Source organism: Pontibacter litorisediminis, from assembly GCF_029360645.1.
Classification (GTDB): domain Bacteria; phylum Bacteroidota; class Bacteroidia; order Cytophagales; family Hymenobacteraceae; genus Pontibacter; species Pontibacter litorisediminis.
In genome coordinates, this window is record NZ_JARDUA010000001.1 from 1345103 (window position 1) to 1369878 (window position 24776).

16 protein-coding genes and 1 tRNA gene are annotated in these 24776 nt (G+C 51.4%); 5 read left to right on the forward strand and 12 right to left on the reverse strand.

What is annotated here, in order from left to right:
* Positions 1-39 precede the first annotated feature (39 nt).
* Positions 40-2913, reverse strand: a complete 2874-nt coding sequence (locus PXG97_RS05685) for a prolyl oligopeptidase family serine peptidase (RefSeq protein ID WP_276496748.1) — start codon at positions 2911-2913, stop codon at positions 40-42.
* A gap of 342 nt (positions 2914-3255) precedes the next feature.
* On the opposite strand from PXG97_RS05685, the gene PXG97_RS05690 reads away from it, so the two are divergent.
* The 3 genes from PXG97_RS05690 to PXG97_RS05700 all read left to right on the forward strand — a co-directional run bounded on the left by PXG97_RS05690 (position 3256) and on the right by PXG97_RS05700 (position 7359).
* The gene (locus tag PXG97_RS05690; protein WP_276496749.1) at positions 3256-4440 is read left to right on the forward strand and encodes an acetyl-CoA C-acyltransferase; all 1185 of its coding nucleotides are present in this window, start codon (positions 3256-3258) and stop codon (positions 4438-4440) included.
* 257 nt (positions 4441-4697) lie between these two features.
* A complete protein-coding gene (locus tag PXG97_RS05695) occupies positions 4698-6017 on the forward strand; it encodes a toxin-antitoxin system YwqK family antitoxin (RefSeq protein WP_276496750.1) in 1320 nt (439 codons plus the stop codon).
* A gap of 277 nt (positions 6018-6294) precedes the next feature.
* Positions 6295-7359, forward strand: coding sequence for an SDR family oxidoreductase (locus tag PXG97_RS05700; RefSeq protein ID WP_276496751.1), 1065 nt, complete (start codon positions 6295-6297; stop codon positions 7357-7359).
* Positions 7360-7467: 108 nt separating this feature from the next.
* Here PXG97_RS05700 and PXG97_RS05705 read toward each other — a convergent pair whose 3' ends face one another.
* Positions 7468-7974: a cupin domain-containing protein gene (locus PXG97_RS05705; protein WP_276496752.1), complete on the reverse strand. Its 507-nt coding sequence runs from the start codon at positions 7972-7974 to the stop codon at positions 7468-7470.
* Positions 7975-8219: 245 nt separating this feature from the next.
* Between PXG97_RS05705 and PXG97_RS05710 the strand changes: the two genes are divergently transcribed.
* Complete coding sequence (locus tag PXG97_RS05710; protein WP_276496753.1) at positions 8220-8867, forward strand: SIMPL domain-containing protein; 648 nt, start codon at positions 8220-8222, stop codon at positions 8865-8867.
* A 123-nt stretch (positions 8868-8990) separates the two neighbouring features.
* On the opposite strand, the gene PXG97_RS05715 is transcribed toward PXG97_RS05710, so the two are convergent.
* From PXG97_RS05715 to PXG97_RS05755, 9 genes are all read right to left on the reverse strand, one after another.
* Positions 8991-9386, reverse strand: a complete 396-nt coding sequence (locus PXG97_RS05715) for a hypothetical protein (RefSeq protein ID WP_276496754.1) — start codon at positions 9384-9386, stop codon at positions 8991-8993.
* 935 nt (positions 9387-10321) lie between these two features.
* On the reverse strand, positions 10322-11413 hold the full coding sequence (locus PXG97_RS05720) for an SGNH/GDSL hydrolase family protein (protein WP_338088597.1): 1092 nt from the start codon (positions 11411-11413) through the stop codon (positions 10322-10324).
* Between the two features lie 110 nt (positions 11414-11523).
* Complete coding sequence (locus PXG97_RS05725; RefSeq protein ID WP_276496755.1) at positions 11524-12408, reverse strand: phosphodiester glycosidase family protein; 885 nt, start codon at positions 12406-12408, stop codon at positions 11524-11526.
* Positions 12409-12458: 50 nt separating this feature from the next.
* Positions 12459-13697: a hemopexin repeat-containing protein gene (locus PXG97_RS05730; RefSeq protein ID WP_276496756.1), complete on the reverse strand. Its 1239-nt coding sequence runs from the start codon at positions 13695-13697 to the stop codon at positions 12459-12461.
* Between the two features lie 147 nt (positions 13698-13844).
* Positions 13845-15530, reverse strand: a complete 1686-nt coding sequence (locus PXG97_RS05735) for a right-handed parallel beta-helix repeat-containing protein (protein ID WP_276496757.1) — start codon at positions 15528-15530, stop codon at positions 13845-13847.
* 63 nt (positions 15531-15593) lie between these two features.
* Positions 15594-16556 (reverse strand): sugar phosphate isomerase/epimerase family protein, encoded by a 963-nt coding sequence (locus tag PXG97_RS05740; RefSeq protein WP_276496758.1) that lies wholly within the window; start codon positions 16554-16556, stop codon positions 15594-15596.
* An 11-nt stretch (positions 16557-16567) separates the two neighbouring features.
* Entirely contained in the window at positions 16568-18304 is a 1737-nt protein-coding gene (locus tag PXG97_RS05745; RefSeq protein WP_276496759.1) for a RagB/SusD family nutrient uptake outer membrane protein, read from the reverse strand.
* Between the two features lie 27 nt (positions 18305-18331).
* Positions 18332-21802: a TonB-dependent receptor gene (locus tag PXG97_RS05750; protein ID WP_276496760.1), complete on the reverse strand. Its 3471-nt coding sequence runs from the start codon at positions 21800-21802 to the stop codon at positions 18332-18334.
* A 199-nt stretch (positions 21803-22001) separates the two neighbouring features.
* Positions 22002-23195 (reverse strand): FecR domain-containing protein, encoded by a 1194-nt coding sequence (locus tag PXG97_RS05755; RefSeq protein WP_276496761.1) that lies wholly within the window; start codon positions 23193-23195, stop codon positions 22002-22004.
* A 528-nt stretch (positions 23196-23723) separates the two neighbouring features.
* Between PXG97_RS05755 and PXG97_RS05760 the strand changes: the two genes are divergently transcribed.
* Entirely contained in the window at positions 23724-24281 is a 558-nt protein-coding gene (locus PXG97_RS05760) for an RNA polymerase sigma-70 factor (protein WP_276496762.1), read from the forward strand.
* A gap of 329 nt (positions 24282-24610) precedes the next feature.
* On the opposite strand, the gene PXG97_RS05765 is transcribed toward PXG97_RS05760, so the two are convergent.
* A tRNA-Ile gene (locus PXG97_RS05765) sits at positions 24611-24684 on the reverse strand.
* Positions 24685-24776 lie beyond the last annotated feature (92 nt).

Below are 24776 nucleotides of genomic sequence, written 5' to 3' on the forward strand. Positions count from 1 at the left end.
TTTGTCAGACAGCCTCTTTTTGTTTTAACTAAGTTTAAGCTACTCCATTAGCTCACCGGCAACTTCCGGCTTCGTCACCAGCTCCAGGCCGTAGTCTTTGCCTTTTACCACCGATGGCACGCCCTGTTCCATCCATTTCGGGGCCGGGGCTCCTTTCAGGTAATGGTCAAAGAACTGCGACATGCGCACTGAGAGGTCTTTGCGGTTCTTGCGCTGCATCAGGTTGTGCTCCTCGCCGTTGTACACCAGCATCCAGACAGGCTTGTTGAGGCGACGCAACGCCATAAAGTACTCGATGCCCTGGTACCACGGCACAGCCCCGTCGGCGTCGTTGTGCATAATCAGCAGCGGCGTTTTTACACGGTCGGCGAAGAACAATGGCGAGTTCTCGATAAACTGTATCGGCTTCTCCCACAGCGTGCCTCCAATGCGGCTCTGCGTGCGCTCGTACTGGAACTGACGGCTCAGGCCCGTGCCCCAGCGGATGCCGCCGTACGCACTCGTCATGTTTGATACCGGCGCCCCCGCCATGGCCGCCTTGAATAGGTTGGTGCGGGTTACCATGTAGGCGATCTGATAGCCGCCCCAGCTCTGGCCCTGCAGCGCCATGTTCTTGTCGTCCACGAAGCCTTGCTGCACCAGCATTTGCACACCAGGTATAATGCAGTCCATGGCGCTCTCGCCCGGGTAGCCGTCCTGGTACACGATGTCCGGCACAAACACCAGGTAATCGTTGCTTACAAACAGCGGGATATTGATAGTAGAGGCGCTTGGGGCAGGCGTGCGGTGTGCGTGCATGCGGTCTGAGGAGCGCTCGTAGAAGTACACCATCATGGGGTACTTTTTATTCGCGTCGAAGTTCTCCGGCTTGTACAGCAGGCCCTGCAGCGGAATACCGTCTGTCGATTTCCAGTCCACCAGCTCCACAGTGCCCCACTTATACTCCGCCGCCTGCGGGTTGGCATCAGTCAGCTGCTTCACGCTGGCAAAGCGCAGGTCAGAGGCATACAAATCGTTGTAGTTTCGGAAGTCCCCGCGGCGGAAAGTCACCAAGTTTGAATTCTTCGCTTTGCTTAGCGAGGAGTAGGCGTGGTCGGAGCTGATCAGCTTCTCGGGCTTTGCCTCTTTGCTCACGTAGTCTTTGTAGTACCCGTCAGCCTTGGTCCGGATGTTGAAGCCGCTCAGGTACAGCGCGGCATTGGCAGGTATAAACTTCTCCTCCGGGTCCAGCTTTTCGTAGCGCAGGCGCAGGTTGTTTTGGCGGCCATACTTGTCGGTCAGGTTTACGGCTGCCTTCTTGCCTGCCGGGTCCAGCTTCCAAATGTCGTGCTGGTCGTACACCAGCAGGGAGGCATCGTCCTCTACCCAACCGGCAAAACCGTAATCGTCCGGCAGCATCGGCATATCAAAGTCCACGTCGTAGAAGGGCACATTGATCTTTTTGGTGAGGTTGATGCTCGCTCCGTTCTTAGTGCCCAGCGCATGCCAGCTGCTGTCCATCGGTTCATACCAATACACATACTTGCCCATCGGCGACAGGCGCGGGTTGCCTCTGGATTCAGAGAGCACCTGCTTCGTCGTTCCTTTCTTCAGGTCGATCAGGAAAGCATCTTTGCGGGTAGGGGTGTCGTAGCCGATGGTGATTTTATACTTCTCATCGCTCACGCCCAGCGCCACATCGCCGGTCTTATAGGCATCCAGGTATACATCCGGCATCTCCAGCGTGGCCAGCTGCTGCATCTTACCGCCCTTCAGGTCGTACATAGCCAGGAACGAGCGCTTCAGCTCCCGCTCGTTTTGCTTGAGCTGCATCGGCTGGATGAGCGGGTCTTTGTAGGTCCAGATGTCGAGGCTTACCTTGTCCTCCTCCAGCTGCGTAGTGTCCTTTTCATAGCGCACCGGGCGCGGGAACGTGCCGAAGAAAAGGCGCTTGCCATCCTCCGAGAACATTAGGTTGCCGTGTTCGCTCACCATCCAGTCCTGCGGCATGCCTTTAGCCACGGTATCGGCCAGCACCTGCTTTTTGCGGTCTTTGGCGTTCCAGTAGTTCAGACTGAAGTAGCGGATGTCAGCCTTCAGGGTGTCGGCGGTAGCCACGTAGGCCAACTGGTTGCCCGCCTTATCGGCGCTGATGCCCTTGTACGTGACAAGGCCAGTGTCAATCGGCATTTCCTTTAGCTCGGCGGTGCTGAAGGCAAACACGCCGGCACGGTGCAGCGAGTCCAGTTCATCCTTCACGAAGTACAGCATGTTGCCCTGCTCCGAGAAAATATAATCCACCACGCGCGCGAAGCGGTGTTCCTTTCCAGTGCTCAGGTTGCGCAGCACCAGCTCAGTGCCTTTGGCATCCTTGTTCTTTTTTGGGGCGGTTTTTTTAGCTTCCGTTTTTTTCTCACCCTCGGCCGCTTCTGCTTTCTTGTCTTCTTTCTTCTCCGGCAGTGGCTTCTCCAGGTGATAGGCTAGCCATCCGCTTCCCTCCTTCGGCAGTTTGTAAGACTTCACGCGCGGCAGTTTCACCACACTCATGTCCTCCAGCTTCACAATGGCCAGGGAGTCTTTGGGAAGGTCATCGCCTTTCTTCTTCTTCAGCTTCAGGGCGCGCACCTTCTGGTGCTCCGGCTTTACCTGGAAAACTGCGTAACGGCTGTCGTTGCTGAAACTGGCTTTGCTGCCACGGTTATACCTCTCCACGGCATTGGTAACCATGTTGCGGATGTAAAGCTCGCCGTCGCCCTCCTGCGGGTTAATGTTATAGAGCACGTACTTGCCGTTGTTGGAGAGCTTGTCCCCCTCCAGCCCTTTCCAGCTGTCGTATACATCATGGGTGAGTGTTTTTTTAGCTGTTTGCTGTTGCGCCTCTGCTTGTAAAAGGCCAGCGCTCAGGACCACAGCCAGGCATAAAAGTTTCTTCATGTCGGGTGAAAAGATTGAAAATAGCTAAGAGTTGCGAATAAAGTTAAGCATAAACTGCCAAAGTACAGCCGCTGTTGAGGCTTAGACTGGCAAAAGCTGGCGAGGTTTAAGGAGCTGGAATGTTAAAAAGGAAGATGGGTAGAAAGTATAAGGCTCTGCCCCGTATACTTAAATAAGGTTGCCCTTACGGCGTCTCAAGCCCCTACAGTAACCAACCTCATCCCTTGGAAGCCCGTAGGAGCAGTGCGCGCCGCAGAGCCTCTGAGAAAGCTAACGCTCGTTTGGTTTTAAGCGCAAATCCCTGTAACTTCACAACGAAACCCAATAAATAACATCAAAACTATGCAAGTAAAAGAAGTATATATCATTTCGGCGGTCCGTACCCCGATCGGCTCTTTCGGCGGTGCCCTGGCCAGCCTTTCGGCCACACAGCTTGGGGCTGCCGCCATTAAAGGTGCCCTGGAAAAAGCAGGTGTCGATAAGAAGGAGGTGCAGGAGGTGATCATGGGCAACGTACTCTCGGCCAACCTGGGCCAGGCCCCTGCCCGCCAGGCGGCCATCTTTGCCGGGCTGGGGCACGAGGTAGAGTGCACCACCATCAACAAAGTATGCGCCTCGGGCTCTAAGGCTATCATGTTTGCGGCGCAGGCCATCATGCTGGGCCATAAGGATGTGATCGTGGCAGGCGGCATGGAGAGCATGAGCAACGTGCCTTTCTACCTCGACAAAGCCCGTTTCGGAGCTAAGCTGGGCCATGGTCAGATGATCGACGGCCTGCTGAAAGACGGCCTGTGGGATGTGTACAACGACTTCCATATGGGTAATGCGGCCGAGAACACCGCCCGCGAAATGAAAATCTCGCGCGAGATGCAGGACGAGTACGCCATCGGGTCTTACAAGAAAGTGGCCGAGGCTGCCGAAGCCGGCCTGCTGAAAGACGAGATCGTGCCAGTGGAGATTCCGCAGCGTGGCAAAGATTCGATCGTGGTAAGCGAGGACGAGGAGTTTAGAAAGGTAAATTTCGAGAAGATCCCGGGCCTGCGCCCTGTGTTTGATAAGGCCGGTACCGTAACGGCCGCCAACGCCTCTACCCTGAACGACGGTGCCGCTGCCCTGGTGCTGATGAGCAAGGAGAAGGCCGAGGAGCTGGGCGTGAAGCCGATCGCGAAGATCCGTGGCTTTGCCGACGCCGAGCAGGACCCGATCTGGTTCACCACCACGCCATCGCTGGCTATACCTAAGGCACTGAAGAACGCCGGCGTGTCTCCTGAGGAAGTAGACTTCTACGAGATCAACGAGGCCTTCTCGGTGGTGTCTATCGCCAATAACCAGAAGCTGGGCCTCGAAGGCGGCAACGTGAACGTGTTCGGTGGTGCGGTATCGCTGGGCCACCCACTTGGCGCCTCCGGCGCGCGTATCGTGACCACGCTCTGCAACGTGCTGGATAAGAAAGGCGGCAAGATCGGTGTTACCGGCATCTGCAACGGCGGTGGCGGTGCCTCTGCTATCGTGATCGAGAAAGTATAAATTATACTTCGGTATATAATTTGCAGAGAGCCTTACGTTAAGCGCGTAAGGCTCTTTTTTTGAATCAGGATTTCAGGATGGATGGAACAGGCTCACCAAAGTATAATGTGTACCTGTTGGAAAATGAAGCGCTGTCATCCTTGCCCCTGAAGTGCCTGGCAGGGAGCACGTTTGGAATGCTTTAAGTATAAATCCTGTTTATCTTTACACGGCCGGCAAGCCCTGGCCTTACTAAGTATACATCACAGTTAAAAGACATGCGTAAACTCCTGGCATTACTGCTTCCGTTGGGCTTCGTGCAGAGCATGGCCCTGGCGCAGCAGCAGGTCGTAACCTACCACGATGATAACTTCACACAGGTGAAGGAAGAGTATTATATTACCCCAGACTCTGCCATTGTAGGTTACTACCGCCGCTACTACCCTACCGGCGAGCGTGAGGCACTGATCAAGTTTGTGGAGGGCAAGAAAGACAGTGTGTACACGGAGTATTACCCAAGCGGCCAGCCCAAGCTGCAACTCACCTACCACCTGGACGTGAAGCAGGGGCCTTTCAGGGCCTACCGCCCCGATGGCAAGCTGCTGCAGGAAGGCTATTTTGAAAACGACCAGCAGAGCAAGCTCTATAAAACCTTTTATGCGGATGGCACCCTGCAAAAAGAGACGGAGTTCGTAAATGGCTTTCCGGAGGGGGTGGTGCGCGAGTATTACCCTTCAGGCAAGCTTAAATCGGAGATCACCTACCGCAACAGCAAACAGAACGGCCCCGCAAAAACCTACTATACCAACGGCAAACTGGAAACAGAGGCTAGCTACAGCAACGGCATGCTGCAAGGGTCTTACAAAACTTACTACGACAACGGCCAGGTAGAGACAGAGGTGCAAAACGTGGCGGGCGAGAAACAGGGAACCTACAAGAGCTATTACCGAAGTGGCAAGCTCAACACCGAAGGCCGGTTCCTGGCCGGGAAAATGCATGGGCCCGCCAAAGCATTCTACGAGAGCGGGCAGCCCCGCAGTGTCATCAACTATAAAAATGGGGAGATTAGCGGCACGGCACAGTACTTCTATGAGGACGGCAAGCTGAAGGAGGAGATCACGGTGAGCGGCAATGGCGCATCGGTAAAGACACTGCGCTACTACCCTAGCGGCCACCTGCAGGCCGAAGAGCAGCTGAAGGACAAGAAGAAGCACGGAAACTGGAAACTCTATTATGACGCCCCGGGCAAGAAAGTGCAGCTCAGCCAGAACTATAACGCCGATGTGCTGACCGGGGAGCGCCTGAGCTACTACGACAATGGACAAGTGCAGGAGAAGCATGTGTACGAGAAAGGCAAGATCATCGGCACCAGTTATACCTATTACCCTTCTGGCAAGCTTAAATCGGAGACCAACCATAAAGATGGCCTGCGTTTTGGCCCTTATAAGGCCTACTTCGAGGATGGTAAAACAGAGGCAACGGGTCAGTTCCGGAACAACCGCGAAACCGGTACCTGGAAGTACTATAACCCGGATGGCAAGGTGGTTAAAACGCGCCTCTACCGCAACGGGCAGGTGATGGAGGAAAAAGAGAAGTAGAGCAAAGCAGCTCTAGCAAAAGCACCCTTTCCGGGTGCTTTTGTGTTTCCAACCGGTCCTGAAACGTGGCAGCAGCCATTCCCCCACACTCTTATGCTCTCCTGAGAAGGACACTTAGCGGCCTTTCCTACCGCCTTCCCGCTTTTCTTGTATCCGTACACGCAGCCCAGGTATAAACAACAGTACCTGTTGGCCCATCTACCCCTCCTCCTAAAACTATGATAGATTGGCAGGCGTACCATCAGGGTAACTGAAATATTAATTTAAGTGATACAAGATGACGACTGATGAAAACAAACACAGCGGTGCCCGCAAGGGAGTGGCTGTCATAACCGGGGCCTCTGCAGGATTAGGCCGCGCCTGCGCCCGCGAGTTCGCCAAGAGCGGGTATGACGTAGGCTTGTTGGCCCGTGGCACTGACGGCCTGGAGGCTGCCAAACGCGAAATAGAGGCCATGGGGCGCAGGGCCACCTATGTGCAGGTGGATGTTGCCGACGCACAGGCTGTTGAGCAGGCGGCCGCAAAGATAGAGCAGGAATTAGGGGAGATTGATGTGTGGGTAAACAACGCCATGAACAGCGTGTTTAGCCCTATAAAGAAAATGGAGCCTGATGACTACAAGCGCGTAACCGATGTTACCTACTTAGGGCAGGTATACGGCACGCTGTCTGCCCTCAAACGCATGCTCCCCCGCGACCGAGGCTCTATTGTACTCGTAGGCTCAGCGCTGGCTTACCGTGGCATTCCGCTGCAATCAGCCTACTGCGGGGCAAAGCACGCCATTCAAGGCTTCTATGACTCGCTGCGTACCGAGCTAATGCACGACAAGAGCAACGTGAAAGTAACGATGGTGCAGCTGCCGGCCATGAACACCACCCAGTTTGGGTTTGTGAAGTCGCGGCTGCCTAACAAGCCGCGCCCCATGGGCAAGATTTACCAACCTGAGGTAGCGGCAGAGGTGATTGTGTATGCCGCCGAGCACGAGCGCCGCGAGTACCGTGTGGGGTACCCTACCCTGAAAGCGATCATCGGCAACAAAATAGCCCCCTGGTATGCTGACTATGTGCTTGCCAACACCGGCTTTGATGGCCAGCAGACAAACATACCGGAAGATCCAAACCGCCAGAACAACCTCTACGAGCCGCTGCCTGGCGACCACGGCGCCCACGGCACGTTTGATGAGCAAGCCACATACAGCAGCCCGCAAGTATGGCTAAGCCTGCACCGCCAAGAGGTACTGACAGGCGCCGTTGCCCTGGGAGCGCTTGTACTGGGCAGCCTGCTCACCAAGAAGTGGCGGCAAGACGGGGAAGAAGACCTGAAGCAGGACTTTGTCATTTAACAGCGCTGGCTTGTTTTGGAGAGGCAAACTCGTTTTCCGCCCTCCAGCATGTAAGCAAAAGAGGCCGCCACAGTACTGTAGCGGCCTCTTCCTGTATAAGGGTATGGTTTAGCGTCCAAAATCGTCCTGCACACGCACGATGTCCTCTTCGTCGGATGGCTGGGCAGCGTCGGTATGTTGCCAGATCTCGGCCAGCACCCCCCAGCCCTGCAGGCCTACCAGGCGGTGACGCTCGCCTTGCTGCAGCTTGATCTGCTCGCCCGAATTCAGTGTCCTTTGCTCCCCTTCCTCGTCGGTATCACTGGTCACCACGCCAACGGTGCCGCTTACCACGCGCCAAATCTCGGCCCTGCGGTGGTGGTACTGCCACGACAGCCGCTTCTGTGGGGCAACCACCAGTATTTTTGGGCTCAACTTACCGGATATCTTCAGGTCGTCTACCGGGATGCCGTCAAAATAAGTATCTGCAAACTGCTGGGCTTGTGCCTCTTCAATCACAAAAAAGCCTCCCCAAGGCCGCGACTGGTCCTGCTTATCTATCTTGAAGCCTTTTGCCTGTAGTTCCTGCTCCAACTCATTAAAAAGGCTCTCTTTCATTTCTTGTTCTGTTGTCATATCTGATCAATCTACAACCTATTGTGCCAAATTTATATTAAGACCCAAATATAGCAATACGAAGACTGCGGCGGAAATTTACATAAAAAAGACGTTTAATATGGGTTCCGTACCCCAGGCTGTCTGGTGCTGACTCTGAAAGTGCCTTTGAACTGCTCCCGTTCATGCACTGCTCTAATTGCCCCGCCAACTCAATTATTTAATTTATATTTATATATTTATAAATATAAATAAACCAAAAGGCTATGGTACGCAAACTACAGATTACGGGGAAAGGCAAACTATCCGTGGCACCCGACATTGTTATCCTTTCTTTTGATGCCACTGCACAGCAATGGGAGTATGAGAAAACAGTGAACGCCCTGAACGGGAAGGTGGAAGAACTACGCAGGATCATCGAAAACATGGGGCTGGAGCGAAAGAGCCTAAAGACGAAAGACTTCAGCGTCAGAAAAGACACTAGCTGGAATAAGGAAACGGGAAAGCACGATTTCAACGGTTTTAGCGCGTCACACCATTTAGAGTTAGAACTGCCTCTCGACAAAGCTATCATCAACAGGCTGCTAATCCAAATCGCGCATAGCCTAGACAATCTCGACTTTAGCATCGCCTTTGGGGTGAGAGATGCCTCGGTACAACAGCAACAGCTTATCCTAGGGGCCATAGCGAAGGCCAAGGAGAACGCCGCCCTCATTGCTAACGCCACAGGTGTCACGCTGATGGAGATTATTGACATAGACTACTCCTACCGTGAGCTCACCATTCGTTCCCAGCGCCACAATTACCAGCTGTATGAAACGAATATGGCAAGCACCTACGATGCCTCCCCGGACTTTGAGCCCGATGACATTGAGGTAACTGAGACCGTGACAATTACCTGGAGGATTGACTGATTTTTACTTTTATACTTGTGATAGCGCCTGGCACATGCAACCAGGAAGGTATTGATGGGAGAGGCCAGGGAAAGGTTGTGAAAAAGGGAAAGGCTGCGGTGCGCGCTTTGCTCCGCCTGTCTCTTACCTGTAGCTGTGAGGCTGCAGAGGCATTATCAGCCACTCCAGGGCATCCTCCTCCGACAGAAAATAGTGTGTATCAAAATGTGGGGTTTCGTCTTTCACTCTTTTGTCCAGTACCTCGTTTGTCATCTGTTGCAGCACATCAGTAGAAGAGACAATGGCCAGCTGCTTGAGATTACTTTTAGAAATGACCTCAACCGATACTTTAGCCAGCCACCCCTGGTCATCAGCTGTGAGAACTCCCATCCTCTGGTTGTTGACCAATAGTTTCTCCAGATTTTGCGCCAGAAGGATTTTACCGGTTTCCTCAATGCCGTTCCTATACTCGTAGCTAAGTACAGGCCTTAACCAACGAACGATTAACAGCTGATTGTACACATCGAGACGTATCTCCACATAATTCGTACTATACAATTTCATATACGCGGTAAAGGCTCCCCCTGCTATTATTTACGTTATCAACACACACACCAATACCACCTTCTACAAAAGCCTGTCTAAAGTGGTTCCGGGGCATAAGGGTAACCGCCACTTCCCAACTAGTACCCAAGCTTTCAGGGTTTTAGTTAAACTTGATGGAGAAACAACAACTTCTTTCTCTCATGAACACCTGCTACAGGCCCATACTCCATCAGCTTATTATTAAGCCGTTGCCGTGCAGGTAAAAGTCCTTCTAGTAATAGGGCTCTGCTATGCTGGAAACCCTCTGGATATTTCAATACTTCCCCTATCAGGTAAAAACTAAATTATCCTTCAGCGCAAGCAGAAACACTATCCTGTTAGGTTCAACCCATTATCTGTAGGCTTTAAAAAGATATGTCCTTCACACATGGCACTGCACTAAAAGAGTACAAGTTGAGAATGCGGCTCAAGAGCAAAATATTTGCAAATTTATGGAGAAATTACCAGAGTCCAGCTTTATCATACCACTTAATAAAAGAAGCCTTTTCCCTCCCAAAACCAGCAATGCTGACATCACTATGGGGCAGGTTCAGCAGGGCCACTACGTATGTTCTAGCAATAGATTCATCTGGTCATTTGGAGCTTCGCTCATCAACAGCGCGACACACATCATGGCGAAGTTTATTGACTGGAGGGGTGGTGTTCTTTCGTGCTGCGAGTCGGCTTGAACAGTAAAATGTGTTTATAACCAATTACTGACAGGTGGACAAGGCAGGTTGTATAGGTAAAGAGAAGAAGGGCACCGCACTCTTGCTGAAACAGGCGGTGTGCTCTTTATGGCCTACATTTTTGGCCAGAGAACGGTAGAGTAAAGTTAGACCTTCAAATTCCGAAACTCAAGAGAATACTTCCGGCAACGCTCATACATCTTATTCCCTGGTGATCTTATACTTGCTCAATATCCTCAGGAGCTGAGGCCGGAGCTGCTGCAGCATGCGGTCAAAGCCTAAATCATTAGGATGGCCGCCGTCAATCGTGCCTTCATGGTCATCACCAAGTCCCTCGTCGTATGAGAGCAGGTATAAATCTTTCACCCCGCTGCGCAGCAGCTTTGAAATCTCCTGCTTTATCTGCTCGTTTTGCGCTTTCACCCAATTCCCCACTTCCTGGTCGAAAGCTCCGTGCTCACGGACAGTCCTTGGAATTACCAGAATGGGCACCTTCGGGTGATGTTGCCTGATGGTATTTACCAAATAGGCTGTTCGATCACGGATTTCCTCAGGGGAAGAGTTTGGCACACAGTCCAGCACAAAGGCATCAGCCGAGACAGTGGCAATCATATCGGCCACGGCCTTTTCCATTTTGGCGCTGCCACTCAGGCCCAGGTTCAGAAAGTTCAGACCTGTGTCCCGGCTCAGGCGAGCAGGATACGCCATACCTGGCCTGCTGGCGGAGGCTCCCTGTAAGATGCTCGAGCCATACATCAGGATGCGCTTCTGAAAAGGGTCAGGCGAAGACTGTATAGTAGCACCCGCATCAACGCCAATTTCCAGGCTTACTGTCTCGTCATACAAGGGAAGGTAGAGCAGACACTCTTTCTCACCTTCCTCCATGTTTTGCACCAAGGTATACTCTGTACAGTCTCCGTTGGGCCTCCCTACACCTGCGAACTGCCAGCGGCCATCCTTTTTAATGTAAAGATCAAGGCCCTCATACGCAATGGCCGTCATGTTAGGCAGGGTCTTGCGGCTGCCAGTGCACCACTTGGCCGATATAGCAGTACTGTTTGTTTTGAAGGCAATGGCAAGGCCCGTTGAATTCGTTACCAGTCTCTTGACAGCCCGAGGCATACCGGGGTGTTGCGTGGTGTCTACTCTGTGGTATACCTGTTGGGTCGGCAGTATTTTCCCGACCAATGTAAAATCAGTGGCAGGCCTATATACAGGAGTTTGTGCATAAGAAAGACTCACCATTACTACACAAAACACTGTCTGCATGCATATGATTATTGATTTTTTCATTCTTTTGGTGTACTGGTATTTAGTGAATTGTTTATGGCCACTGTTCTGCCCCACGGCATAGGCGTAATATTTCCCATACCTGCTCCCATCCTCTATATTTCTTCATGCTGCTAGTTCTCCACAAAAGCTAGCACGGTAGCAACTCCGCGCTCGCCCTCGTGATCATACTTCTTGTTATCGCTAGGATAGTTTACTACGCCTCGGTTGCGCACCCAGGCAGTGGAGGAGCCACCTCCATCCAAATTCATTGCCTCCACACAGCCCAGCGCCTGCATCACAGTGGCCAATTCTTCGGTGGTCATCCCATGCGCCTCTGTAAACCTGCCGTCCACTACTACTGCTATTAGGCGTTTATCTGCTGTAAGCCCTACCGCGGTTCTAGGGTGGCGGTTTGTGTTAAAGGCTTCCTGCACCTGGTTTACCAATGCTTTATCGTAAACGAGTAAAGGTCCCGAGGCGAGAAGAGTATTAACTTCCTGGACCGAGCTCCAGCCTGCTGTAGGCTTCTTTACAATCGAAATGCTGCCATCCGCCCCAATGGCAAAACCAGCATTCTCCCGGTAAGTGGTAAACCCGCTTCGTGTGGTGTTGATCACCTCGCCATCTTTCTTAAAAAAGACGGTGGAGCCTCCTTTTGACGTGTCAAAGTAGGACCCGTTAATTGCCGCTGTAGCCCTCACGTTGGCGGCTCCCTCACTTGTCTTCAGGAAACCAGACGTTACATAAGGCAAGTCCACCTGCACGCTCTCATCGCTCAGGTCGATCTCCAGGATGGTGAGGCTTTGGTTAGAGTTAAAAAGGTCTTCGAAGCGCTTATACTTCCATGTAATGGATTCCGAGACTTTCCTGGTTTCCCAGGTAGCGTTGGCAAGCTGTTCGGCAACGGTTTGGGGTTCCTGCACAACAGGCGGTGCTGTATCAGGAGTTACCTCATCTCTTGAGCACCCGGCCAAAAGCATTGCCGGGAGCAGGAATAGGGCTAAAAGCTTTTTCATGTAATTTAATGTGAGTGCGTGCATTAACCGCGCGATGCCTTACGTTAAACTTACTTCTTGCCAAGGATGGTCTCGGGCCAGGCTACTTCTATCTTCTTCGGATATCCCGGCTCAACCTGCATACTTTCATCCAGAGAAATTACAACGTATTCCTTTCCCCTGAACAAGTATACTTTATTATCACGGCTGTTGTAGTCGGCGGCATCCAGGTCTCCGCTACCCCAGCCGAAGGGCCAGTTGGGCACTAGCGCGGTAATCTTTTGGGAACCACCTGCCCCTTTGTTCCTGCCGTCCGGCACTTGCAGGTACTCCCCCCCTTTAAAAAGGAACACCTCCTTGCGGCTGGGCTCATAGAAAGCCGCATCCAGGTAGCCGCTGTGCCAATGGCTTGGCAGGTTATGCACCAGGTCTGTCAGTGGTTTAGGGTAGCCGGCATCCAGTTTTTTAGCATTCGGGGAGAAGCGGGCGTATTCTGTGCCTTTAAAGATATAGACCTTGCTGTCGCTGTGGTTGTAGAATGCAGCATCCAGCTCCCCAGCCCAGGCTGCAGGAACGGCGGGCAAGGCCTTAGCAATATTTTCAACATTTTCAACGCTTCCGCCACCAAGCTTAGCTGTGTTTTCCACGTACACCAGTTCATTTATCAGGCGGTAAGAACTTTGCTCCCGCTTCTTCTTGTTTTCCACTGTAAACCCAGCCTCCACCAGGGGCCAGAGTGCCTTTGCAGAGAAGTCATCGCTATGGACCTCAGGGTCGAAAATATTTGTGTAGTTTACTTTGTCGGTGCTTTTGGGCAGAATGCCGCCTTCGATGTGGTAACGGGCTGTCACGCTGTCATTTTCCGTAAATCGGGCTGCTACCGGAATGGCATGCCAGTGGTTGGACACCACATATAACGTATCGCCCGGGCTAATTACCTTTGCCCCATCCGCCTTCCGTAGCCCTCTGCTGTAAGCGTAGTTCTGCACCGTTGTCTTTGATTTCTCCTCTTTGAAAATGATCTCCGCCGGAACGCCCTTGGCTATTAACAGGGAGGCCATTTCAGAGGCTTCGCAAATCGCAGACGCATGTGCCGCACACCCCCCGGACACAACTATATAATCGAAAGGAACAGAAGAGGCATACAGCCTATAGCCAATCTCAACCCTTTCCACCAGGGTTTTCATGTCGGCAGAGCCCAGGATAAGCATGCCGGTCTTTTTACCTACTGCCACGTGCTTCCCGAATGCCGGAAGCAGGCACATGCTCAAAAGTAATACAACTATAGGCCGGAAAAGTCTGTTTCTCATTTGGAGTTGATAGTCTTTAAAACAAGAGGTGCCGCTTACTAAAGCCGCCCTGTCACCTTTACTTTCAGCGGGTTCTCCGCTGTGCATTGAAGTATGGAAGTGGGTCCAAAGAGAGTTTCGCAATACTTTGGCCCCACTTTCCTTTATTTATTCGCCGCCGACCAGCGCGCCCATGGTGCGCAACCCAGAGCGGCTGTTATGCAGCATATCAGCCGCAATAAGTGCACTCTCCACCACTGGGTTCTGGCTGTTTCCAAGCTGCGTCAGGTTATCGACGCTCATGCCATGCTCCATAGCAGGGTTGTTTGCCCCTAACGGAACATAGGCTTCGCTTAGCATCGTGCCTGCATTGAAAGTGGCTCCTTCAATGGCTTGCCCACTGGCATCATAAGCCACACTTCCCAGCACGGAGGCTTGTACAACCGGAGCCGGGGCATCAGCCTCAAACGCATCCACATCAGGGCCATCATCTTTCTGCGTGTTTCCTGATACAATGGAGTTGTAGATGCTAACAGTATTAACGCCAGCTCTTCTATAGATACCGCCACCCGGGCCGGCAATGGTGTTCCCAGTAATGGTGGAATTGATGATGATGGCCTCGTTGTTGTTATACATCATCACGCCCCCACCGCCATTTGCCGAGGTGCTGGTGTTTCCGTTGATCAGGCAGTTAACCAGTAAGCCTTTGGAGTTCTCTCTGATATAGAAAGCGGCTCCGTAAGACCTGCCTTTGTTATCGGCAATCACAGAGTTGTACATGTTGACGGTAGCATCCGGGTACCCGTGTACACCAGCTGCGGTGCCTCCTTCATTTTCTTTGACTTCGGAGTCGAAAATGTGTGCGACAGACTCACTGATCCATATGCCACCGGCATTGCCAGCTGATAGGTTACGGTTTATTTTACTGTTCCTCAAGGTGACAACAGATCCGCCGAAGGCATAGAGGCCTGCCACATTTTTATCAGATTTGTTATCCACAACCTCGGTATTTAGAATGTCTACCACGGCGTTACCGATGGTAATGCCCCCCCCATAGTCTCTTCTGAAGGAGATGCCGTTGATTTTGGCTGAAGTGGTCGCTGCGCCAGCCTTGCCATCTGTAATTTTCAGCCCTTCCAGTACTACTTTCTGGCCTTCTGTTTTAGGGGCAGAAACCGTGACCACGTGGTAGGCCACGCCCCCACCGGACAGTGTGGATACATACTGCTGCGGGTTTGCCTGGCTGCCTTCTGTGGCATCTGCAGGGTAACCTCCTTTCAGGCGGATATACTTGCTGATCTCAAAGGTAACGTCACCGGCATCTCCGGCGTCGCCACCCGTTACGGTTACTGTAGGCGTATAAACGCCCTCCGCGATATGGATGGTATTGCCGCTAACTGCTATGGACAGCGCATTTTCCAGGCTGGTGGCATCGTTCCAGGAGTATCCTTCTCCGGTTGCGCCTACCTTCACGTAGATGTCATCCCGGTTACCGGCTTCCTGTGTTACCACGATCTCCTGCTGCGTCACGCCGTTGGCCGTCACCATAATTCTGCCGGATCTTGCATCGTCATCGTTTTCCGCTACCGTGAAGGAGAGGTTAACCTTGCCTTTCTCGCCAGAGGTTTGTTCCAGGCTAATCCAATCTGCATCCGTCTCGGCCTGCCAGGCCTGGTTAGTCAGAAAAATTATGGTGTGTTTGCTGCTGGTGTTCGCCACGGAGAAAGCCTCGTTCTCCAGAAACAGCTTTGGCTCAAAGTCCTCGTCATCCTCTTTGCAGCCAACCACCGTGATAAGTAAAAAGGCAGCCAGGAAGAACCGCGTGATAAAACTGAATTGTCGTATTCTGTTCATGGGTTGATACTGTTTTTTTATCATTAGCGTCAGCAGGACAGGGCTGCCCCACTAACACCATGCTTATTTGCTGTTGATATAATTGGTATAAAGCGACTGATAGCACGTGGCAAAGTCCTTCTCATCCTCGTAGGCGCTCTCGTACATGAACGGACCGTTATACCCTACCGCCTCCAAGGCGCCAAGTATAGCATTCCAGTCATTTTTGCCTTCGCCGGAGCAAGGGAAGAAATGGTTCTCCGCCGCCCCAGTCCCATCGGCAATGTGTACCGTTTTTAGACGGCTGCCCATGGCCTTGATCAGGTTCTCGGGGTTCTTGATATGGTTCATGTCAATAGCCGAGTAGATAGTGTTGGGCAAGCGGGCGAAAATCTCCACCGTTTCCTCTACCGAGCGCATCAGGGGGCGCTCCCGACCGTTGCTGGCCAGCAGTTCAGGTCCCAACATGTTCTCGATCACCATGATTGAGTTTATACTTTGCACCGCCTTGTTTAGCTCCGTGGCCGACTTGATCAACTGGCTTTTGCGCCTGTCGCGCTCGTTGAGGTCCAGGTAATAACTCGGGTGGAAAAGTATAATCTGTGGCTCCAGAATCTTGAGGAAAGCGATCAGCTTCTTGTGCTTTTCTACCACATCCTGCCTGTCCTCCTCGTTGATGATCGAAAGATCGATGTTTTGGCCGTAGGGCATATGCACCGACCATACTTTGATGCCAGCCGCATCCGCTGCTTTCTTAGCATCCGCCAGCCTCTTGATGATTTCCTCATCAGATAGTTTAAAGTTTCTGTTCCCGTCCAGAAAAAGGCTCATGCCGGAGGCCTCCACATAGCTCACTCCAACCGATTTGGCATAGGTAAGCTTTTCTGGGGTGAAACTGCCGATGGCCAAGCCATAGCCAATCTTCAGGGGGGCTACCGGCGTTTCATTCGCAGGCTCCTCCGGCACGGGCTCATCCTTCCCTGAGTCGCAGGCGCTGAAGCTGATCAAGCAAGCAAGTAGTATTGTGAACATTGCGATTCTTTTCATAATGTTGAAGATTACTCCCAGTTAGGGTTCTGCGCCAGGTTCTCGTTCAGCCTCAGGTCCTCAATGGGAATCGGATAGTAATAATCGCGGCTTTCATCAAAGTAACCACCCAGTTGGAAAGGGTTCAGATAACCCGAGGTGCCATTGGTTAAAGGCCGTTGCTGAATGTTGATGATGGTAGAGGCCTCTTTGGGTGCCCCAGAGGCGTTGCCATCGTGCAGGAATACATCTGCTTTACCATCGTTGTTAAAATCATGTGCACCTAGGCTCGAGAAATAAATGCCCAGCATCGGCTGCTCCAGCTTGTTGCCCTCTTTCCAGCGCAATAAGTCATCCCACCGCAGCCCCTCATTGAACATTTCGATCCTGCGCTCCCGGCGAATTTCCAGAATTACCCCCTTATTTGCTCCGTTATCCACGTTAGGGTACATGTCGGCCAGGTAGGGATCGGGGTTGGCGTTGGCCTGTGCCAGGTTAAGGTGCGGCATGTTTACCCTGTCTCTTAATTTGTTAATACTTATGTCCAGGTCCTGCTGCGTCAGGGTTCCCAGTTCGGCCTTGGCCTCTGCATAAATCAACAGGGCTTCTGCATAGCGGAAAACAATGATATCGAAGTACGCCGCATTCCACTGGTCTCTGGACGGAAGTGCCTTGATCACGCGGTAGCCGGTGGTCGTGCCGTTCAGGTTCACCGGCTCTGCACTGCTCTCACCGTATACTTTAAAATCAGGACCGGCTGTGGTCTGTGTCAGGCGCGGGTCGCGGTTCTGCATTTCCTCGTAAAACTCCATGGTTTCATACCCCGGCTTGTCCGTAAACCTGCTGCCATCCTTCATCAGGTAGCTGTTGATCACATCCTTGGTGATGCCCCAGGCACCCTGCGTCGGCGAAGTCATCAGATAGCCGAGGTTGTGCTGCCCCATTTCCGAGTCATAGTCACGGGCTAGTATGGTTTCTGTCGGATCTTGGTTGTTTCTGGCAAACAGCTCGCGGTAGGCTTCGTTGGGGCCGCCCGCCGTAAACAACCTGTAAGCGCCGGAGTTAACCAGCTCTTCTGAGGCAGAGACCGCTTCTTGCAGCAGTTCCTCATAATCCCCAAGCCCATGGTACTTTCTGAACGTACCTTCATACAGCGCGATTCTGGCTTTCAGCAACAGGGCAGTATACTTTGTGATGCGGTTAAGCTTTACCTCTGCCGGGATATTCTCGATGGCATAGTCGATGTCGGCCATCACCGAATCGATCACCAGCTTACGGGAGTCGCGCGCTTTGTAAAGGTCCGGGTCACCGGCTTCCAGTACTTTGCTGTACCAGGGCACATCGCCAAAGCGTTGCACCTTCTCAAAGTAAAAGAAGGCCCTGAAGAACCGGGCGATGCCGCTATACTTGCGTTTAGCCGCCTCATCGGGCACGCGATGGTAGTTCTGCAGGAAAAAGTTAATATCCCGGAGCCTGCCCCAGGACCAGCCCCCGCTCCCACGCGTGGTCGGCACGATACGGCCGCCTCTTACCCTTTCTGCCGCGATCAAGGGCATAATGTTATCCGAGGCGGCATCGTCGCTGTACACCGCAGTGGTAGGCAGCATGGTATAAAAATCATTCGTGGCCACTTCCAGGTCGGTGGCGGTATTGAAGAAGTATTCGGCATCCACCTCATCCTTGGGCGGACGGTCCAGAAAATCTTTCTCACAACCTGAAAGCAGAAGGGCTAATAAAGCGAAAACGGAGGTAAGGTATGTGCTTTTCATCTTTGTATATGCAGTCATCCGGGTGAATTACAAGGTCAGGTTGATACCCATGGAATAAGTTTTGCCCATCGGGTAAGATCTCAGATCAGCTCTACCCACAGCGCTACCAGGGTTGGAGTAGTTGATGGCCGAACCCGCCTGCTCCGGATCTATGTACTTGCTCAGACCACCGAAGCGCCAGGTAAACAGGTTCTCCCCACTAAAGTACACCCGTAGCTTCTTCACGCTAACCTTGGATGTCAGCGCCTCAGGCAATGTGTAGCCCAGGGTCAGGTTCTTCACGCGCAGAAAACCGATGTTCTCCAGGTAATAGTCGTTCATCTCATATAGGGAGCGCCCACTGTTCAGCGAAGCATAGCCTCGCTCTATCTGAGGGTATTTACCAGGTTGCTCCGGCGTCCAGGCATTGTCAACAAGGTCTTTTCTCAGGAAGGACAGGTAAGGTCGCTGGTAGGTACCCCAGTAAATATCCCCAGTCGGATACCAGTGCTGCTTGCCTACACCGGCTCCGGCCACAGACAAATCAAAGCCCTTCCAGCTGGCCCCAACGTTAAAACCGAAGGGAAATTTAGGCATTGCATTGCCGATAGGCTGCAGGTCGCCGTGATCCTCCAACGTATAGTTTCCCCTGTCAATCCTGCCGTCGCCGTCAACGTCTACATACTTGATGTCGCCAGCGCGCAGTTTGTTCCACTCATTGTTCTGCACCACGTTCAGAATGTAGTTATACACATTTCCTAGGCTGTTTCCGGGGTTAACAAATGAGTTTTGGTAGGCTTGCGCCTCCTCATCCGACTGGAATTGCCCGGCTACATGATAGCCCCAGATCTGGCCCAGTTCCTGCCCTTCCCAATAGGTGCTCATCAGCCCGTTCGGGTTGTCGAACTTGGTGATCTCCCCTTTGAAGTTAGACACACTCGCGGTTGCGGAAACAGACAACGGAGAGCCGCCAACTTCGAAGCTGTTGTTATAGCTCAGGCTAAAGTCAAAGCCCCGGTTGCGTAGCGAGGCCAGATTTTCCCTTGGCTCGGCAGCTCCAAACACCCCAGGCAGCGGCGTGCCAGGCAGGTACATGTCCTCTGTCTTTTTCTCATACAGATCTATGGAGGCCATCAGCCTGTTTCTGAGAAAGCCCAGGTCTGCCCCGAAGTTAAGGGTGCTGGTGGTTTCCCAGCTCACAACTTTTGGCAGGGGGCTCGGCGCGCTGGCGTATATAAGGCGCTGCCCATTGTCTAACCAATCAGAGCGGCCAATGCTCATGGTCTGCTGGAACGTGTTGGTGCTGATGTTCTGGTTGCCCAAGGAGCCATAGGAAGCCCTCAGTTTAAAGAAGCTGACGGCATTTTCCAGCGGCTTCCAGAAGTTTTCCTGATTTACCTGCCAGCCAACAGACACAGAGGGGAACCATCCCCACCTGCTTTCTTTCGGAAAGCGGGAAGAGCCGTCGTAGCGGGCGTTTACCTCCAGCAGGTACTTGCCATCATAATCGTAGTTAAAGCGACCAAAGTAGCCTTGTACGGCCCACAGTTCTGCAGAGCCATCAGCGGCCATTAGCTCGGTACCGAGGGCAAGGTTCTCCAGATCTCTGATCAGCAGTCCGCCTTGCTGGGCAAAAACACGGTCCCTGTCAAACTCCTCCTGGTTGAAGCCACCCATCAGCTTAAAATTGTGCCTGTTGGCTAAGCTGAGCGAGTAAGTGCCAAAGGCGTTCAAGGCCTTGTAGTTGTCTTTCCAGCGCCACTCGTTGAGGCGGTTCACCCCTACTGTCTGCCTATCCAGCCGCGCCCCTGTCAGGTAATCAAACTCATTGAGGCGGGTAGAGCTGTTTTGGTTATTAAACCTGTTGCTGTAGTTGAAATTAAGCTCCAGGTTTTTCAAAGGGTTGGCCTTCGCCCGAAAAGTATTTGTAAACTCTTCGATATTGACACGCTCCCAATTCTGAGCATACTCCATTGCGGCTGGGCCACCCTGGCCATACACGTCTACAGGCATACCATCCACCATGTTAGGCTGGAAAGGATACAGGTAATACCAGGTGGTTGTGCTCCACATACCACCGTAGCCATTTCGGTAGCCTCCGAAGTCCTCGTCCTGTTCTTGGTTAAACAGGATGTTGTTGGATAACTCCAGCCACTTGTTAGGCTTAAAGGTAACGTTTGCTTTCAGGTTATACCTGTCCATGCCTCCTTCGGCAATGTTATTGATATTTTCCCGCTCAAAGACTCTTCCCGATAAGTACCCCTTAAGCTTCTCGCTTCCACCCGAAACAGAGATATTGTGCATGTTCGAGTACTGGTATTCCTTAAATAGGTAATCATACCAATTCGTCTTGTGGAAGAACTTATATGTTCCATTGGGCTGCAGCTCATGGAAAGGCTCTATCTCTCCGTTGGCAACCATGCGTATAGTTTCCCAGTCTAGGTCATTATAACCCGTATAGCTCGTGCCGTTATACCCGAAAATGGCGGCATCCACGGTTTTAGCGTACGCATAGGGGTCCGAAATAAAGTCAGTTCGGGTCGTTGGCCTGGTCCAACCGAAGTTATTGGAGTAGTTTACCACCATTTCACCGGCCTTTCCTGTCTTGGTCGTGATCAAAATCACCCCAAAAGCACCTCTGGCTCCATAAATGGCCGCCGAAGCGGCATCTTTCAGCACCGTCACGTTTTCTATGTCCTGCGGGTTAACCCGGGTAATGTCCCCCTCAATCCCGTCGATAAGCACAAGTGGTCCACCTCCATTGATGGAGTTAAACCCTCGTATGTTGATGTCGGGCGTGGCTGTCGGATCACCGGAGTTTACCTGGATGTTCAGGCCCGGCATCAGGCCCTGCAAAGCACTGGAGATGTCAGCTGATGGGCGCAGCGCAATGTCTTCAGCGTTCACCTGCTCTACGGCGCCTGTTAGGTTTGCTTTTTTCTGAGTGCCATAACCAACAATCACCACTTCTTCCAACGACTTTGTATCTTCAGACAGCGTAACACTTATACTTGACCGCCCATTAATTTCTACCTCCTGGGTCTGAAAACCTATGTATGAAAAAACAAGTGTGCCGTTGCCGTCAGGCACAGTGATCGTGAAGTTTCCTTCACTGTCTGTCGGAGCTCCTTTGTTTGTCCCTTTCAGTACAACAGTTACACCAGGCAGCCCGACCCCGTCTTTGTCGGTTACCTTTCCTGTTACAGTCACCTCAGCCTGGCGCTGTGGTCCTGCCTCCGCGGGTTTTACAACAATTGTGTTCTCTACTAGGCTGTAGGTCAGCGGCTGCCCCTGAAAGCAGGCAGTAAGCACGCGCTCTAGCGTCGCATTTTTCAGATCTAGTGTGACAGGCTGGGCCTTTTGCAGGAGCTCGTCGTTGTACAGAAACAGGTAACTGCTTTGCTTGCTGATACTCCTGAAAATCTTCTTTAACGAGGCATTGTGCTCCGAAATAGAGATGCCCTGTGAGTAGCCGTAGGCATGTACATGCAGGCAGGTTACCAGCAATATCAAAGCCATTAACCTCTTTGCAAAAGGCAGCTTCGGGAGTAAATGCCGAAGCCCCCTGCTGCTTCTAAGAAGTAGATCTTGTTTCATAAATGAAGGGGGTTTGGATATTAGTAAGCTCAAATAGTTATGGGTTCTACTTATATTTCTAGCCATACTTGCCGGGTCTTTACCTGCAGCCACTACCTCACGCTTCCTGCTCCCGACAACACTACATTGTCCGGACAACGACCTTTCTGCCCTCTGTTTCGAAGCGCACAGAGCCCGTAAGTGCCAGCATCTCCAGCACTTTGTCTAGTTGCGTATTGCGGGAGATAATGCCTGAGAAATGCTTCGAAGACATCTCTCCGCTGTAGGCTACCTCTATTCCATACCACCGCTCAAGCTGTCGCATTACTGTGGCAATATCCTCGTTATTGAAGTAAAAGAGTCCATTCTTCCAGGCCACCGCCTCGTCCACATCCACTTCTTTTAATAAGATGTCTTCTCCGATGTCGGCCTGCTGCCCTGGCACCATCTTTTTACTTTTGCTGCCGTTGTTCACTTTTACTGATCCTTCCAGCAGTGTTGCGGTTACATGCCCTTCGCTGGCATAAGCCATGATGTTGAAGTGGGTTCCCAATACCTCTACCGTCGCCGTATTTACCTTCACCTTAAAAGGCTGCTCTTTATTACTTGCAACCTCAAAGTACCCTTCGCCTGTCAATTCCACGTTTCGCTCGCTTTCCACAAAAGCCGAAGGAAAACGAAGGGAGGAGGCCGAGTTTAACCACACTTTACTACCATCAGGCAACACCACCTGGTACTGCCCCCCCACTGGGGTTGAAATTGTATTGTATAACACTTTCTCACTCATTCCAGCAGCGATTTCGAACTGGACTACCCCATCCTGTTTCGAGACCCTCACACCATTCTCTTCCAGAACAGTACCATTAGCCATGTCCTCGAGCACAAAGACGGCTCCATCGCTGACAGCAAGTTTCGCCTTGTCACCGCCCGGAAGCACCTCCTGCGCCTCAAAATCTAGAGTAGACGTAGCAGTAACTTCCGGAGAGTGTTTGGTTTTTATCTGTGCCTGATAAATAACCAGTGCCGCCGATAGAACAAGTGCAACAACGGCTGCATACTTCCAGACCGTAGTGTTTCTCCAGAGGGTTTTAACAGGCTCATGATCTACTGCCTGTGATGTGATTCGCTGCCAAGCCTTATCTGTATCTAAGGATGAAAAGAAATGAAGCTCCTCCTCGAGTACCTGCTCATCCCTGAGCTTATCTACGAGTCGCTTATGCGACTCCTTCTCCCGGATCCATCGTTCTATATCCTCCTCCTCCTGTAATGTCAATTCCCCTCTGAGGTACCTTAATAGTAGGCTGGCTTTCTTAAAATGTTCTTCGTGGTTCTCCATACTAGCTGTGTTAGAGTAAAGACACTTGTGGAGACAAAAGGGGTGAAACGCAGCTGACTTTTTTTTCATCAACTAATAGGCTCATCAGCCGGAGACCTGGAAGAAGCAACCCAGCATTACCTGCTCTTTACTAGAAGGTAGACGTCTTTCCCCTTCGTTACATAATAGTAACAGTATCATAACCTGAAAAAGGCATTAGGGGAGTGATATAAGGTATAGTTTTGAGCTCAAATACCAGGATTTAGATAGTGATAGTGGCTGCCGGGAAAAGGAACACGCAAAGCTCTGATTTATAGATTGGTGTTCTTCACCAGGCTAAGAAGCTATTATCTGAGCGAGCACTTACTTTCAAAGAAAGCTTTCATTTTATTTTGTTTGATTGCCATAACTTTCTTTGTAAGTTTATAAGGCAGAAAAACTTTGTATAGTAGAATGCACAGCTGCTAGAGTAATTTTCCTCACCCTCTACAACTATGTATCCTTCGAGATTACCTCATGAATATTCATACCCTTATAAATCTTTAAAAAATGAGCGAGAACGAGGATTTAGTGATACCAGGCAATGAATCAACTTTGAAGCAGTTGTTTGAAATGTATTATCCGCGCCTGGTTTATTTTTCCGCTCAAATTGTGAATTGCAAGGAGTCTGCCGAAGACATAGCGCAGGAGGCTTTTGTCAAGTACTGGAACCAACGTTCTGAAGTCGCTCCGCATCAGCTGGCTGTTAAAAATTACCTATACAGCACGGTTAAACATGCAAGCTTAAACCTGGCACGGCACCAGAAAGTTAAAGCAGATTATGCCGCTGCCCTTAGTTCCATGAGGGCCACCGAAGAGAGCTTAGACACTGTTATCATTCAAGCTGAGGCACTTGCGCAATTACACCACGCTATAAGTACGCTGCCTGCGCACTGCCAGCGAATTTCAAAAATGTGCTACCTTCAGGGTATGAAAAACCAGGAGGTAGCCGAGGAGCTGGGAATTTCTATCAACACAGTTAAGACCCAAAAGCAGAGGGCCCTTCAACTGCTTCGTTTAAAGCTTAATCCAGAACTATTCTCGTTACTGCTTGTCCTAAGCCTGTAACACCATATGCTTATATAGATAACAAGCACAATTTGAAAACCTGAACAAGCCAATACGCCCTCACAACGATACTCAACTGAGTTAGCTATCAAACTTTGCCCACGCCTGCAAAAAACAGTGCAGCACTACCTATTTAGGCTTAAAACTGAAGCCAAGCAACACATGAAGTTCTATTTCCCGACACACAAAGAATACAGGAAGTGCACCCTGAGAAAAGTGATTTGACTAAAGAGGACCTTAACAGCGCTGTAGAGAGAGCCAGTGAACTAGGCCGCATGAAAACAAAAAAGCACTTACCAGATTTCTCTTAGTAAGTGCTTGATTGTCAGTGGGCCCACCTGGGCTCGAACCAGGGACCACCTGATTATGAGTCAGGTGCTCTAACCAACTGAGCTATAGGCCCGTTCCCTTTCTTCAGATATGCTTCCTTTGAATTGGGAGTGCAATTTTACATATTTGCATTCAATATTTCAAATACAAAGAACTAATTTTTTT

Coding starts and splice junctions, on each gene's coding strand:
- PXG97_RS05685 (WP_276496748.1), bottom strand. CDS start 2,913: ATGAAGAAACTTTTATGCCTGGCTGTGGTCCTGAGCGCTGGCCTTTTA.
- PXG97_RS05690 (WP_276496749.1), top strand. CDS start 3,256: ATGCAAGTAAAAGAAGTATATATCATTTCGGCGGTCCGTACCCCGATC.
- PXG97_RS05695 (WP_276496750.1), top strand. CDS start 4,698: ATGCGTAAACTCCTGGCATTACTGCTTCCGTTGGGCTTCGTGCAGAGC.
- PXG97_RS05700 (WP_276496751.1), top strand. CDS start 6,295: ATGACGACTGATGAAAACAAACACAGCGGTGCCCGCAAGGGAGTGGCT.
- PXG97_RS05705 (WP_276496752.1), bottom strand. CDS start 7,974: ATGACAACAGAACAAGAAATGAAAGAGAGCCTTTTTAATGAGTTGGAG.
- PXG97_RS05710 (WP_276496753.1), top strand. CDS start 8,220: ATGGTACGCAAACTACAGATTACGGGGAAAGGCAAACTATCCGTGGCA.
- PXG97_RS05720 (WP_338088597.1), bottom strand. CDS start 11,413: ATGAAAAAATCAATAATCATATGCATGCAGACAGTGTTTTGTGTAGTA.
- PXG97_RS05725 (WP_276496755.1), bottom strand. CDS start 12,408: ATGAAAAAGCTTTTAGCCCTATTCCTGCTCCCGGCAATGCTTTTGGCC.
- PXG97_RS05730 (WP_276496756.1), bottom strand. CDS start 13,697: ATGAGAAACAGACTTTTCCGGCCTATAGTTGTATTACTTTTGAGCATG.
- PXG97_RS05735 (WP_276496757.1), bottom strand. CDS start 15,530: ATGAACAGAATACGACAATTCAGTTTTATCACGCGGTTCTTCCTGGCT.
- PXG97_RS05740 (WP_276496758.1), bottom strand. CDS start 16,556: ATGAAAAGAATCGCAATGTTCACAATACTACTTGCTTGCTTGATCAGC.
- PXG97_RS05745 (WP_276496759.1), bottom strand. CDS start 18,304: ATGAAAAGCACATACCTTACCTCCGTTTTCGCTTTATTAGCCCTTCTG.
- PXG97_RS05750 (WP_276496760.1), bottom strand. CDS start 21,802: ATGGCTTTGATATTGCTGGTAACCTGCCTGCATGTACATGCCTACGGC.
- PXG97_RS05755 (WP_276496761.1), bottom strand. CDS start 23,195: ATGGAGAACCACGAAGAACATTTTAAGAAAGCCAGCCTACTATTAAGG.
- PXG97_RS05760 (WP_276496762.1), top strand. CDS start 23,724: ATGAGCGAGAACGAGGATTTAGTGATACCAGGCAATGAATCAACTTTG.